Annotated in this window: 16 protein-coding genes; 9 read left to right on the top strand and 7 right to left on the bottom strand. The window is 70.2% G+C overall.

The features are described from left to right. Positions 1-79: 79 nt before the first annotated feature. Positions 80-739, top strand: a complete 660-nt coding sequence (locus tag ACIRYZ_RS16400; RefSeq protein WP_402944434.1) for a hypothetical protein — start codon at positions 80-82, stop codon at positions 737-739. Positions 740-848: 109 nt separating this feature from the next. Further along, positions 849-1,178, top strand: a complete 330-nt coding sequence (locus ACIRYZ_RS16395; protein ID WP_402944431.1) for a hypothetical protein — start codon at positions 849-851, stop codon at positions 1,176-1,178. Positions 1,179-1,241: 63 nt separating this feature from the next. On the opposite strand, the gene ACIRYZ_RS16390 is transcribed toward ACIRYZ_RS16395, so the two are convergent. After that, positions 1,242-1,904, bottom strand: coding sequence for a hypothetical protein (locus tag ACIRYZ_RS16390; protein WP_402944429.1), 663 nt, complete (start codon positions 1,902-1,904; stop codon positions 1,242-1,244). A gap of 199 nt (positions 1,905-2,103) precedes the next feature. Here ACIRYZ_RS16390 and ACIRYZ_RS16385 point away from each other — a divergent pair, with 199 nt between their 5' ends. Then, positions 2,104-3,141, top strand: a complete 1,038-nt coding sequence (locus ACIRYZ_RS16385) for a fatty acid desaturase family protein (protein ID WP_402944640.1) — start codon at positions 2,104-2,106, stop codon at positions 3,139-3,141. A 170-nt stretch (positions 3,142-3,311) separates the two neighbouring features. Here the strand turns inward: ACIRYZ_RS16385 and ACIRYZ_RS16380 are convergent, their stop codons facing one another. Beyond that, on the bottom strand, positions 3,312-3,995 hold the full coding sequence (locus tag ACIRYZ_RS16380) for an alpha/beta fold hydrolase (RefSeq protein WP_402944427.1): 684 nt from the start codon (positions 3,993-3,995) through the stop codon (positions 3,312-3,314). A gap of 106 nt (positions 3,996-4,101) precedes the next feature. Beyond that, positions 4,102-4,809, bottom strand: coding sequence for a carbon-nitrogen hydrolase family protein (locus tag ACIRYZ_RS16375; protein WP_402944425.1), 708 nt, complete (start codon positions 4,807-4,809; stop codon positions 4,102-4,104). Positions 4,810-5,280: 471 nt separating this feature from the next. Between ACIRYZ_RS16375 and ACIRYZ_RS16370 the strand changes: the two genes are divergently transcribed. Beyond that, positions 5,281-6,978, top strand: a complete 1,698-nt coding sequence (locus ACIRYZ_RS16370; protein WP_402944639.1) for an RICIN domain-containing protein — start codon at positions 5,281-5,283, stop codon at positions 6,976-6,978. A 237-nt stretch (positions 6,979-7,215) separates the two neighbouring features. Here ACIRYZ_RS16370 and ACIRYZ_RS16365 read toward each other — a convergent pair whose 3' ends face one another. Together ACIRYZ_RS16365 and ACIRYZ_RS16360 are read right to left on the bottom strand one after the other, a co-directional pair. After that, complete coding sequence (locus ACIRYZ_RS16365) at positions 7,216-7,407, bottom strand: DUF397 domain-containing protein (protein WP_402944422.1); 192 nt, start codon at positions 7,405-7,407, stop codon at positions 7,216-7,218. After that, on the bottom strand, positions 7,400-8,263 hold the full coding sequence (locus ACIRYZ_RS16360; RefSeq protein WP_402944419.1) for a helix-turn-helix domain-containing protein: 864 nt from the start codon (positions 8,261-8,263) through the stop codon (positions 7,400-7,402). Before ACIRYZ_RS16360 ends, ACIRYZ_RS16365 begins: the two co-directional genes overlap by 8 nt. Positions 8,264-8,507: 244 nt before the next feature. Here ACIRYZ_RS16360 and ACIRYZ_RS16355 point away from each other — a divergent pair, with 244 nt between their 5' ends. Then, positions 8,508-8,867 carry an ATP-binding protein gene (locus ACIRYZ_RS16355; RefSeq protein WP_402944417.1) on the top strand — a complete coding sequence of 120 codons (360 nt, stop codon included), beginning with the start codon at positions 8,508-8,510 and terminating at the stop codon, positions 8,865-8,867. Then, positions 8,867-9,121: a hypothetical protein gene (locus ACIRYZ_RS16350; RefSeq protein WP_402944415.1), complete on the top strand. Its 255-nt coding sequence runs from the start codon at positions 8,867-8,869 to the stop codon at positions 9,119-9,121. The genes ACIRYZ_RS16355 and ACIRYZ_RS16350 overlap by 1 nt, the downstream gene beginning before the upstream one ends. A 165-nt stretch (positions 9,122-9,286) precedes the next feature. Here the strand turns inward: ACIRYZ_RS16350 and ACIRYZ_RS16345 are convergent, their stop codons facing one another. Further along, complete coding sequence (locus tag ACIRYZ_RS16345) at positions 9,287-9,655, bottom strand: nuclear transport factor 2 family protein (protein WP_402944412.1); 369 nt, start codon at positions 9,653-9,655, stop codon at positions 9,287-9,289. Between the two features lie 70 nt (positions 9,656-9,725). Here ACIRYZ_RS16345 and ACIRYZ_RS16340 point away from each other — a divergent pair, with 70 nt between their 5' ends. Beyond that, positions 9,726-10,601, top strand: coding sequence for a LysR family transcriptional regulator (locus tag ACIRYZ_RS16340; RefSeq protein WP_402944410.1), 876 nt, complete (start codon positions 9,726-9,728; stop codon positions 10,599-10,601). Between the two features lie 128 nt (positions 10,602-10,729). Then, on the top strand, positions 10,730-11,356 hold the full coding sequence (locus ACIRYZ_RS16335; protein WP_402944408.1) for an NADPH-dependent FMN reductase: 627 nt from the start codon (positions 10,730-10,732) through the stop codon (positions 11,354-11,356). 36 nt (positions 11,357-11,392) lie between these two features. On the opposite strand, the gene ACIRYZ_RS16330 is transcribed toward ACIRYZ_RS16335, so the two are convergent. After that, the gene (locus ACIRYZ_RS16330; RefSeq protein ID WP_402944405.1) at positions 11,393-11,980 is read right to left on the bottom strand and encodes a TIGR03086 family metal-binding protein; all 588 of its coding nucleotides are present in this window, start codon (positions 11,978-11,980) and stop codon (positions 11,393-11,395) included. 65 nt (positions 11,981-12,045) lie between these two features. On the opposite strand from ACIRYZ_RS16330, the gene ACIRYZ_RS16325 reads away from it, so the two are divergent. Next, on the top strand, positions 12,046-12,828 hold the full coding sequence (locus tag ACIRYZ_RS16325) for a DUF6597 domain-containing transcriptional factor (protein ID WP_402944402.1): 783 nt from the start codon (positions 12,046-12,048) through the stop codon (positions 12,826-12,828). Positions 12,829-12,933 lie beyond the last annotated feature (105 nt).

Here is a 12,933-nt window from a genome sequence, read left to right as displayed (position 1 = left end):
CGTTCGAAAACTGTGCTAGCTTTGCGCCATCAGGTTTCGAACGGTGTTGGAATGCCGGAGTCCGGGGGGAGTGGCAGTCATGGGGGCGATCGTCTTCAACGTGACCACGGCCGCGCTGATGGTCATGATGGTCAACTGCGGGCTCGGCGTGGTCGGTCGCGACACCCTGCGCGGGCGGCCGGTCCCGTGGGCGGCGGTCGCCCTGACCGCGATCGGCGTCGGCGGCGTCCTGCTCCAGCTGGTCTGGTCCGGCGCCATGGACGCGCTGGACGCGGACCCCGCCAAGTCCGGCTGGTGGCGCGAGTTCACCTCGGTCTTCATGCAGAACGGCGGCCTCTTCGGCGGCCTGTGGAACCTCGTCACCCTCGCCGCCGTAGCCGCGCTCGCCCAGTGGTACTGGGGCGGCCCGCTCACCCTCGGCTTCTTCCTGGCCGGCATCCTGCTGCCCGGCCGGATCGACAGCCTGCTCGGGTTCGGCCGCGGCCCCAGCACCGACCCCCGCAACTTCGCCGGCAGCTCCGGCGCCACCTACTTCCTCGGCGCCACCCTCGCCCTCGCCTTCCTCACCCGCACCCGCCTGCCCAAGGAGCTCGCCCTGGCGGCCGGCGTCCCGGCGCTGGGCCTGGCGATGTGGTTCGCCCAGGAGAACGGCCACGGGCTGGTGTCCGTCTACGGCTTCGTCCTCGGCGGAGCGGTCTGGGCGGTCCGCCGCCAGGTGGCGCGGCGTCAGATGGCGTGACGGCAGTGCGGGCCCCGGGCCCGTCGTCGAACTCCCGGGAGCCTTCACGACCAAGCAGGGCCTGCTGCTGGACGCCCTGGCCAGGCTCGGCACCCAGCTCCGGGCCCGGATGGAACGCTGGATCGGAGAGGCGTGCGCCCCCCCGGGAGGTGGTGGCCGCGATCCTGTCCTGCATCCTGCCGTCCTCTGGCGGCACGCCCCGGCCGCGGGACAGCCCGCCGGACGCCGGTCCGGCGCAGCCGCGCCCGGCCCGCTCCTCATCGAGTCGGACGACCTGCGGGCGGACTTCGAGGTGCTGCGCGAGCGAGGCGTGGTCTTCGAGCAGCCCGAACCGGAGGACTACGGCTTCGGCGTCCGCATCGAGACCGTGGACCCGGACGGCAACCGCACCTCCCTCCGCCAGCGCGCCGCCTGGCAGGGCGGCGGCGGCAAGGCCTGAGCGGCCACGGCCGTCGGGTGGCCCCCGTGCGGGGGGCCACCATGCTGGGGTTGCTCGGTCGGGTCAGAAGCCGAAGGTGAGCAGGGCCGCCACCGTGTTGCCCTCGGCGTCCAGGCACGCGGTCGTGTTGGAGCCGTCCGGGTCGACCAGGATGCCCAGCACGGTGCCGGTGCCGGCCTCGTCCGGGATCATCAGCCAGTTGTTCTCGAAGTCGCCCTCGACCGGTTCCACCGGCCAGTCGGTCGGGTCCACCCTGACGTGCTGGAGCATCTCGCGGAAGTTCTCCAGCATCCAGTCGTCGCCCTCGGCGGCGCGTGCGTGCAGTACGGCCCAGGTGCGCTTGACGATCTGGGCGGCCGGTTCGATCCAGTTGTTGGTGGGGTTCGCGTGCAGCACGGCCAGGCCGGAGGGGGTCGCCACGCGGTCGCCCCAGTCCTCCGTCCGAACCGGGATGGTGTCGCTGGGGTGCACCAGAGCGGCCACCGGCTCCTCGGGCGCGTCCTCGCTGGAGACCAGGTAGACCGGCGTGCCGCCGGGCCGCATCGGAAAGCCCGTGGCCTCCGGTCCCAGCGGGTCGTAGATCGTGCCGTACTCGGCGGACCCCTGGACCAGGCCGAGCCGCGCGATCCGCCAGCCGTCGATGGTCCACTCCCCCTCGGACGGGTCGGTCAGGGCCGTGATCAGTGCGGGCAGGTACTCGTAATCGTCGTCATCGTCGTAGGACATCCGGTCTTCCCCAGGGCTCGTAGGTGATGGGGAGCGTAGACCGTGGCTCCGACACGCTGCCCCGCGAGGCCGGGGCGTCCCGGCCTGCTGACGCCCCTCGTGGTGCGGGGGTTAACACCCGCACGGGACGGGTGCTTTCCCCGTTCTTCGCAGCCGCCCGTCGAACCAGACTCGGAGCATGCCCACACAGTCCGTGACGATGACCAAGGCTCCCGAGGCCCCCGCTCCACAACCGGAGGGCGGTGGCAGCGACTTCGCCCGGTTGAGCCGTCGGATAGCCGCCGAGGGCCTGCTCGACCGGCGCCCCGGCTACTACGCCGTCCGCGCCGGCCTGGTGCTCGCCGCGTTCCTCGGCGGCTGGTGGGCACTCCTCGCGCTGGGCGACACCTGGTGGCAACTCGGCCTGGCGGCAGCGATGTCCGTCGTCTTCGCCCAGATCGGCCTGCTCTCGCACGACCTGGCGCACCGCCAGGTGTTCAGCCGACGCCTGCCGAGCGAGATCGGCGGCCGGATCGCCGCCAACCTGCTGATGGGCATGAGCTACGGCTGGTGGATGAACAAGCACACCCGCCACCACGCCAACCCGAACCACGAGGAACGGGACCCGGACGTCTCTCCCGACCTCGTCGTGTGGTCCCAGCGGCAGGCCCGGCAGGCGAGCGGACTCGCCCGGTTCATCGGCCGCCGGCAGGCGTACCTGTTCTTCCCGCTGCTCCTGCTGGAGGGCCTCAACCTCAGCTTCAACAGCTTCCGCGCGCTGCGCAGCCCGGTGATGAAGCGGCCGCTGCTGGAGGGCGCGCTGCTGGTCGTCCACTTCGCGGCCTACTTCGGCCTGGTCTTCGCGGCCCTCCCGGTCGGCAAGGCGGTCGCCTTCCTCGCCGTGCACCAGGCGCTGCTGGGCGTCTACCTGGGCTGCGTCTTCGCCCCGAACCACAAGGGCATGCTGATGGTGACCCCGGAGATGAGGCTCGACTTCCTGCGCCGCCAGGTGCTCACCTCGCGCAACGTCCGAGGCGGCCCGGTCCTCGACTCGGTGATGGGCGGCCTCAACTACCAGGTGGAGCACCACCTCTTCCCCAGCATGCCCACCCCCGCACTCGGGCGGGCCGCCCGGATCACCCGGGAGTTCTGCGCGGAGAAGGGCATCCCGTACTACGAGACGGGCCTGCTCCGCTCGTACCGCGAGATCCTCGGCCACCTGCACCGGACGGGCGAGCCGATCCGCTCCGGCGGCTGAGGGGGGCGGAGTGGGAAGTCGGCCGGGCCGACTTCCCACTCCGACGTGTCATCTGTAGGAGCATCAACCGGCGCCGCAAGGCACCGCCAACCCATCCGCAGCGAAAAGGGCATCCGCTGGGGCTGCGGATCACTACCGGCAGCGGCATGAACACCCACCCCGCCACAGCACTACGAGCTCGCGGCCTCTGATAGGACGCGGGCGAGATCGCCGGGGCGGGTGGCCATCGGCCAGTGGCCCGAGTCGAGGTCCACGTACTCGAGGCGGGTGACGCGGGCGAGGTCGGGGCTCTCGCCGGCGGCGATCCACTCCTCCGCCTGGGCAGGGGTGAACTCGGGGCAGACGACCACGACGGGGACGTCGAAGCGGCGCTCGTCGGTCAGGCGCACGACTCCCCTGGCGACCCCCTCGGGGACGGGGACGGCGGCGGACGCGAGGCGGTGCCGGGTCTCCTGGTCCAGGTCGGCGGAGTCCGCTCCCTCGAAGGGGCCCCAGCCCGGGAAGGGCATGGCGCCGCCCTCGATCGCGAAGTGATCGGCATAAGCCCGCCCGTCGGCGGCGGGGAAGCCGCCGATCAGTGCGACCTTGGCGACCTTCTCCGGACGCGCGTCCGCAGCCAGCCAGGCCAGGCTCGATGCGGCGGAGTGCCCCACCACCAGGGGCTTGCCGGGCGCCGCGTCAACGGCGGCGACCACTGCTGCCAGCTGGTCGTCGAGCGTCGCGGAGGCGGCGCCGTCACCCTGGCCGGGGAGGGCGAGCGGCACTGGACGGTGGCCGAGCGCGGTGAGTTCGGACGCGACCTCGTCCCATGCGGATCCGTCGAGCCACAGGCCGGCGATGAGCAGGATGTCCATGGTTGTCCTCCCGGAGATCAGTCGCAGCTGGCTGCCGGCACGCTATCGGGAGGCTCTGACAACGGGCTCAGGCCACCCCGATCCGGCGACCTTGCCGGTCACAGCGCTAGAGGATGTCGGCGACGGCCACCGTGGTGGTGTGGCCGTCGGCCTCGGTCAGGAGTGCCCCGCCCGGGGCCCACAGGGCGGCGCCGCCGCAGCCGGTCCACGGGCCCGACGGGCCGACGTGGTTGGCGAGGACGACGTGCGTGTCCGTGTCCTTGGCGATGCCCGGGTAGACGGTTGCCCGCTCGTGGATGCCGTTGCCGGTGCCGTAGAGGGAGCTGGCCAGGTGCACGTGGCAGCCGTCGGCGGCGCCTCGGGCGGTGAGGTCGGGGAAGTGGTTGTCGAAGCAGGTGGCGAGCGCGAAGCGGAGGCCGCCCAGTTCGAAGCGGCCGTCCTGGTCGCCTGCGGTGAAGATGCCCTGCTCGTTCTCGTAGAGGTGCTGCTTGAGGTACGTGGTGATCAGCTCGCCGTCGCTGCCGTAGACGTATGTGCCGATGGCGGGCCGGGGTCCGTCGGTGGGGACGGCGCAGTTGACGACGGTGGCGATCCCGGTGGATCGCAAGGTGTCCAGGCGGGCGTCGTCTGCGGTCACCCAGAGGTCGGGATCGGCGGCCGTGGCTTCGAGCTCGTACCCGGTCAGGGTGAGTTCGGGGAAGACGATCAGCTCGGCGTCCTGCGAGCGCGCCTGTCCGGCGAGGGTGACGAGCTGCCGGACGTTGGCGGGGATGTCGGCGGGGACGCAGGTCAGTTGGGCTGCGGCGATCTTCATGGCGGCCAGCATGGCACGGGCGGGGAGTAGGAAGTCGGCGAGACGACTCTGCTGGCGAAGTGGTTGGTCCGGTCCGCCGACCTGCAACAACCGGCGGGTGCCTGCTGCCCAACACCCATCCCGAGCGACTGCGCCAGCAGAGTCGCCCGTCCGACTTCCTGTTCCGCCCATCAGCCGTGGCCGGCGTCGATCACGAGGCCCGCGATGCCCGAAAAGAATTCTCTCGGCCCGCGGCAACCTTTCCCCGGGGCGGTGACCACTGGGTGGTGTCCGGGCAGGCGGTCCGGTCAGAGGCAATGGCTGAAAGTGAGCATCGACATGTTCCCTCGCTCATCCACGTCGCCGGAGGCGTCGCCCGGCGGCCGCGCCCGCCGTGGTCGCGCGTCGTCCCGCTCGACCGTTCCGGGGGAGCGGCAGACGCATCGCCGCCGTCGGCTGTACCAGCGCCGGGGTTTCTGGGCAGCCGTCGGCCTGGCGGTCGTGGGTGGCTCCGTGGCCGTGGTCAACACGGCCTCGGCGGGAACCACCGTGGACACGAACTCCTGGTACATGCTGGTCAACCGCAGCACCGGCAAGGCGCTGGACGACTACGGCTTCGCCACGAACGACGGTGCTCCGCTGGCGCAGTGGAACCGTAGCGGCGCGACCAACCAGCAGTGGAAGTTCATCGACTCGGGTGACGGGAACTACCGGCTGCAGAACCGGAACTCCGGCAAGGTGCTGGACGACTACAACTGGTCGACGACCGAGGGCTCCGAGCTGGTGCAGTGGCGCGACCTGAACGGCGCCAACCAGCAGTTCCACCTGGAGAAGTCGTCGGACGGCTACGTGCGTCTGATCAACCGCTTCAGCGGCAATGCCGTTGAGGTCCCTGGCGGCTCCAAGACCGACGGGAGCCACATCGCCCAGTTCCACGACTGGAACGGCCCCCAGCAGCAGTGGCAGCTCATCCCGGCCGGTAGTGTCAGCGGCGGCGGCAGCAACGGCGACAGCGGCAGCGGCAGCACGGGCAGCTCCAGCAGCGGCGGCAGCAGCAACACGGGCAGCTCCGGCAACGGCAGCAGCAACGCGGGGAGTTCCGGCGGCAGCTCGGCGAAGCGGATCATGGGGAGCAGCACGATCCTCATCGGCGGCCTGATGGACGACGCCACGGCGAACGCCGCGCCGTTCGACGTCCGGTACGCCTACATCCACAGCCAGCCCGCGCCCTCGTCCGACGCCTACACGGCCTCGCGCTGCAAGGCCGAGTGGTCGGGCTGGTGGGGCTGCTGGACCGGCGACACCACGGCGCCCGGCACCCAGGTGACCGTGGACAACGACCGCGCGTCCAAGGCGACGTACCAGGGCAAGCCGCGCCCGCAGAAGTTCCACTTCACCTGGTACTCGCTGCGCGACCTCGGAGACATGGCGGGCCAGGGCGACGGTCCCGGCGAGGTCCAGGCCATCAACCGGGCCGACCTGCTCACCAAGTACATGAACGACTACCGCTTCTTCCTCCAGAAGATCGGCACCGCGCAGGACATGGTCGACATCGAGCCGGACTTCTGGGGCTACGTCCGGTCGCTCGGCAATCCGCACCAGGTCTCCGCGCAGGTCAAGGCCGCGAACCCGACGGACTGCGGATCGCAGGAGAACAGCGCCTCCGGCCTGGCCCAGTGCCTGATCGCGATGGGGCACAAGTACGCGCCGAACACCGGCGTGGGACTGCACCTGTCCTGCTTCGACTGGCAGCAGAACACCCCGCAGTGCGTCAAGGACTACGCGGACCTCGGGGCGAAGAACGCCGACTTCCTGGTCACCGACGTGACGGACCGCGACGCGGGCTGGTACGCGCTGCCCGCCCACGGCAGCAAGGACACCTTCTGGAACGACCAGAAGGGCTTCGCCGCGCTCGCGTTCTACAAGACGATGTCCGAGTCGGTGGGCAAGCCGGTGGTCCTGTGGCAGATCCCCCTTGGCAACATGGCGGGGAACAACACCCCCGGCCACTACAAGGACGACAAGGTCGACTGGTTCTTCTCGCATATGGACCAGGTGGCGAACGCGCACGTCGGCGCCCTCCTGTTCGGCGCCGGCTGGTCGGAGCAGACCACGCCCGAGACCGACGGCAGGAACCTGATCAACAAGACGACCGCCAACCACAACGCGGGCGGCACGCCGCTCAAGTAGCACGCGCGAACGCAAGCCCCCAAGCCCCAGGCCTCCGGCCTGGGGCTTGGCCCATCTTGGGGCCATCGTGCCGACGGGATTCTCCGAGCACAGGAAGTCGACCCCGCGACTCTGCTGGCGAAGTGGTTGGTCCGGTCCGCCGACCTGCAACAACCGGCGGGTGCCTGCTGCCCAACACCCATCCCGAGCGACTTCGCCAGCAGAGTCGCGAGACCGACTTCCTACTCCCGCTGCGCATCAGGCGTGATGGTCGAACTCGCCGGCCTTGATGCCGTGGAGGAGGGCAGCGAGGACGGTCGGGGTAGTCCGGATGATGAGGTGGCCCTCATCGGACTCGCGTACTTCGACGGCGGCGCCAACCGTGCGGACTTCGACGCACGCATTGTTTGCGCCGGAGTAACTGGACTTCTGCCACACGGAGCTATCCATGTTTGCTCTCTATCTCCTTCTTGATCTGCCGGATGAAGTCTCGTGACTCCTCCTCCGAGAGTGCAACGGAAGCCATCCGATCAAGGATCTCGCGGTAGCTCGCGAGTGGTGCAGGAGAGTCGAGGATCAGGCTGTTGTGGGTGGTGTCGATCTGCACTGAGTCCAGCTCGGGCACAGGGCCTTCTGCGTAGATGAAGTTCTCGCTCGGGCCGGGCAGGGACTCGATATCGAACGGTACCGCGCGGATCGAGACCTCTGGGGTCTCGGAGTGCCTGATGAGAGCTTCGAGCTGCTCAGCGAGAACCTTTGGGCCACTGAACTGCATTCGGAGAGCTGCTTCGTGGATGAACGCGCGGTAGGGCACACCATTTGGACGGATGATTTGCTGCCGCTTCATCCGGAAGTCCATACGGACATCGACCTCGTGCTGAGGCAATGGCGGGATGGCTCGGGCGAAGACTGAGGCGGCGTAGGCGTCGGTTTGCAGCAGCCCAGGTACGAACGTGATCGTGTAGGCGACGAGGCGTGTTGCGGTGTCCTCAAGTTCTGCGAGGTCGAGCAGGTCTGAGGAGACTGCTCCGCGATACTCCTCCCACCACCCCTTCCTGCGTTCGACGGCCATCTCTGCGAGGGCGTCGATGAGGGGAGCGTTGGAGCAACTGCACGCTGCGGCGACTGTGCGCAGACGTTCGGCACTGACGCCGATCTTCCCGGTCTCCATCTGGGTCACCTGGGTTGGCGCCAGGCCAAGCGATCGGGCGAGTTGGCTGCCTCCGAATCCTGCCTGCTCGCGCATCTTTCGCATCTCTGTGCCCAGCCGGCGCTGGCGCAAGGTCGGTTCGCGACGTAGCGGCATGGTGTCCTCTCCGTGGGGCGCGTGGGGCCAGTCTGCCGCGCTTCGCACGGAAGGGGGAACCTGAGCCGGATTGCCTTCAATTGTAGTCAAGGTGCGTTATGGTCGTTCTCACATCGATCCGACGGATCGTCAGTAACGCCTGCTAGCAGGCTCCGCAGAGCAGCCATGCCCATTTGCCTGGCCTGGTTCACGGCGACCCATGTCCGCCGGATCTCCCTCCTCAATCACGCCCGGGAGACTTCCCATGCGTCACCTCAACACGCCCTCCTTCGCCCTCACCCGCCAGTCCCTCCGCGACGCGATGATCCGCTCCGGCTGGCACCCCTCCGCCACCTTCGACGCCGAACTCGCCCTCGGCGAGCTGCTCGTGAACGCCTGGCGGCACGGCCACACGCCTGCGCCGATCGTCCAGATCCTCTTCCTCCGCAAGGTCCTCCGGGTCTCCGTCTCCGACGAGAGCCCGATGCTCCCCGAGTCGCAGCCCCTCGCCCTCCTCGCCGAGTCCGGGCGGGGCCTCCAGCTCGTCGCCGGCCTTACCCACCGCTGGGGCGTCGACCCGCAGGAGCGTGGCAAGTGCATCTGGTTCGAGCTGGACGCCGCCTGATGCCCGTCCCCCGCCGCCCGATGAAGCCGACCGATCCCCGGATCCCGGCCTACACCGAGGACCACATCCGCACCCTCCTTGCCGAACTCCAGGAGCGCGGAAAGAAGTTCGGCCTCATCTGGCCCTCGGCCGACACCGACAGGACCATCGACGGCCGCGTCCTCGTCCGCTTCAACACGGCCCCGGCCTCAACCCTTCTCAACCTCCTCACCCTGCTCCTCGACGCGGACCGCGAGCGCCCGTGCGATTCCTGATCGGGGCGGCCTTCGCCGTCCTCCTCGCCCTCGCGGTCGCCACGGTCGCCCTGGGCGTCATCACCGCCCTCAGGGCGACTCCGCCCGACGAGGACGCCTGAGCGCGAACAGCCGAAGAGGGCCGTCACCGCCCCCGGCGATCACGGCCCTCCTGTTCCGTCGAATTCAGCTCTTCTTCTCGAAGCCCGCCAGCAGCCCGCGCGGGTCGAAGGTCACCCGGATCCGGGCGATCTTCCCGTTCTCCACGTGCATCCAGTTCGCCGTCGGCGCCGGCGGCGCAACCGTGGTGCACAGCTCGAACCAGGTGATCACCTCATCGCCCTCCGCCACTCGCACCTTCACGTCGATCTTCTCCAGCACCTGCCCGAGGCCCTTCAGCCCGCCCAGCGCCTCCTCGATCCCCGATGCCGTGCCCAGCGCCCCGACGAAGTCCACGTCGTCGGCCAGCAGCCCCCGGATGGTGTCGAAGTCGCCCGCCTCCCAGGCGGTGAAGTAGGTCTCGGCCAGCTCGCGCGCAGTCTTCGTCGTCGTCATGCCTCCATCCTCCCGACCTCCCATCCATCCGTCCAACAGATAGATCAGATGCCAACTATCATCAGCAGTTATGGAGATGCACCAGCTGCGCTACTTCGCCGCCGTCGTCGACGAGGGCTCCTTCACGGCGGCCGCCAACCGCCTGCACGTCAGCCAGTCCGGCATCAGCACCCAAGTTGCCAAACTGGAGCGCGAGTTGGGACAGCAACTCCTCGACCGCGCCGGCCGCCGCGTCCAGCTCACCCCCGCCGGCGAGGCCGTTCTCCCGCTCGCCAAGAACGCCCTCGCCACCCTCGACGCCATCCAGCACACCGCCGCCGAGTTCGCCGACGCCGTACGCGGCCGGGTCCGCCTCGGCATGATCACCGGCTGCTCCATCCCGCCGTTCCTGGACACCGTTGCCGACCTCGGCCGTACTCACCCCGGCATCGAACTGAGCCTGCACGAGGGCCACTCCGAGCTGCTGCAGTCGCAGGTCCTGTCCGGCGCCCTCGACCTGGCCCTGATCGGCTACGCGGGCGAGGTCTCCCCGGGCCTGGAGGCCACCGTCGTCATCGACGAGCCGCTTGCCGCCGTCGTCCCGACCGGACACCCCCTCGACCGAGCCGAGTTGCAGCTGCAGGACCTGCGCGGCGAGAAGATCCTCTGCCTCTCCGCCGGTACCGGCATCCGCGCCGCTTACGAGCGCTCCTGCGCCCACCTCGGTCTCGACGCCCGCGTGGACATCGACGCCAGCTCCCCGGTGGCCCTGCTCCGCCTCGCCGAGCGCGGCGCCGGGGTCGCCGTCCTCAGCGCCTCCTCCGCCCAGGGCGCCGGACTGCGGGCCGTCCCACTCACCGACGCCGCCACCCACGCCCGCCTCGGGCTCATCGCCCGCCGCGACCAGCAGTCCCCGGCCGTCCGCCTCCTGCGTGCCAAGCTGCGGAAGGCGTTGGCGGGCTCCTAGAACTTCGCTCACTGGCGCGCGATCAGCCGCCCGCGATCAGCCGCCCGCGTTCGGACCAGCGCGGGCGGCGAGGCGGGCGGTCGCGTGGCAGGGTGGCACATGTGAGTGCGAATCCAGAGCCGCTGCGCGTGCTGGTGCTGTCCGGGTCCTATCGGGCGGGATCGTTCAACGGGCAGCTGGCCGGGCTGACCGCCAAGCTGCTGTCCGAGAACGGCGCCGCCGTCGATCTCGCCCACCTGCGGGACTTCGACATGCCGTCGTACGACGGGGACGTCGAGACCGTCCAGGGCCAGCCGCAGAACTCCGTCGCCCTGCGCGATCGCCTTCAGGCAGCGCACGCGTTCGTGCTCGCCTCGCCGGAGTACAACGCGTCGGTCCCCGGCGTGGTGAAGAACGCGATCGACTGGCTGTCACGCTTTCGCCCGCAGCCGTTCAAGGACAAGCACGCCCTGCTGGTCTCGGCTTCGCCCTCCATGATGGGAGGAAACCGGGGACTGTGGGCGCTCCGCGTTCCGCTGGAACATCTCGGGGCCCGTGTCTATCCGGACATGTTCAGCCTGACGAGGGCCCACCAGGCGTTCGGCGACAGCGGCGACCTGAACGACACCGAACTGCAGGATCGGCTCGCTGTCACCGTGAAGTCGTTTCTCGGTCTCGTCGAGGCGGCCACGCACTACCCGGCGCTGCAACGCTGCTGGTACGAGTTCCTCGGCGACCAAACCAGTGCTCAGGTCACCCAGCGCGCCGAGACGTAGCCTGCCCGCCCTTCCCGGCAGGAGGCCCTTCCCCCATCAGCCCTTCCAGTGCGGATCGCGCCCGGAGGCGGCCAGCGCGCGGTCCCACGCCGAGGCGTCGTCCGGCACGGAAACGACCCCGGCGAAGCCCGCGTACTGCCGGTACAGCTCGGCGTTCTCCTCGACGATCTCCAGGGTCAACAGAGCGAGTTCCTCGTCGACCGTGATCTCCCCGCCGACCGCCCGCGCGATGTCCCAGCCGTGCAGCACCAGCTCCAGGATCAGCATTCGCGCGATCCCCACCGCCGGAACCGGCGATCCGCCGAGGTCGACGTCCCCGGCCCAGGCGGCCGGCTCGCCCCAGGCCGCGACGGCCCGCTCCAGCTGCGCCGCGTAGGCGGAGCGCCAGTCGGCGTCCACGGTGAAGTCCCGGGCGGTCAGCTCCTCGGACAGCTCGGCCCGCCGGGCCCGGTGCTCCAGGCCGTGCGAGGTGTAGAGCACCCAGTGGTTGATCAGCGCGCGCGTGTCGAACTCCCCGCAGGGCGTCGGCGCGTCCAGCCGCTGCCCGGCCGGGACGGCGGCGGCGACACCGGCCGCGGCGGAGGCGGCGCGGGCCAGGAACGGGTGCATCGGGTGAGCGTTCATGCCCCGATCCTGCGTCGGGCCGCACCGCGAGGTCTTGAAGAAACGCGACGACTAGCCTGGCCGCCATGGACTCTCCCGATCTCGGCCGAGGCGTGCTCCACCCCGCCAAGGCCGCCGAGCTGATCAGCGTGGAGCGGCTCGCGCCCGCGCCCGCCGTGGCGCGCTTCGTGGAGTTCTACTGGCTGGTGCGCTGGGACCTGACCGGCCTGCCCCCGTACGAGCAGAAGGTGCTCGCCCACCCCAACGTCCACCTGGTCTTCGAGGCCCCGCAGGCCCGCGTGTACGGGGTGGACCGCTCGCTCTTCGTCCGCCGCCTGGAGGGTGCCGGGCACGTGCTGGGCGTGAAGTTCCGCCCGGGTGCCTTCCGCCCCTTCGCCGGGCACCCGGTGAGCGTCCTCGCTGATCGGTCCGTCCCTGCCGCCGAGTACTTCGGCCCGGAGGCGGACCGGTGCAACGCCCGGATCCTCGACGTGCCGGGCGCCGAGCGGGCCGACGCCTTCCTGCTGCCCCGCCTCCCCGCGCCCGACCCGGTCGCCGAGGAGGTCGCCGCCATGGTGGACCGGATCACCGGCTCCCCGGACCTGTTCCGGGTGGACGACCTGGCCCGCGAGCTGGGCGTGACCGTCCGCAGCCTCCAGCGGCTGTTCGCCGAGTACGTCGGGGCCTCCCCGAAGTGGGTGCTGCGCCGTGCCCGGCTGCACGAGGCCGCCGAACGAGCGGCTGCAGAAGGTGGGTTGGACCTGGCGGCGCTGGCCGTGGAACTCGGCTACGCCGACCAGGCCCACCTCACCCGGGACTTCACCGCAGCGGTCGGCATCTCCCCGGCCCGCTACGCGAGTTCGCGCTGAATCAGGCGGCGGCCGAGGCCGCCTCGACGGCGGCCCGGCCCCGGGCGTCGGGAGCGGTCGGAGCCACCGCAGTTGACATGGTGTTTCCCCCGGGTCGGATGTGAC

The sequence above is a fragment of the Kitasatospora sp. NPDC101155 genome (genome assembly GCF_044768305.1).
Classification (GTDB): Bacteria; Actinomycetota; Actinomycetes; order Streptomycetales; family Streptomycetaceae; genus Kitasatospora.
This window is presented reverse-complemented; position numbering and strand designations above follow the sequence as displayed.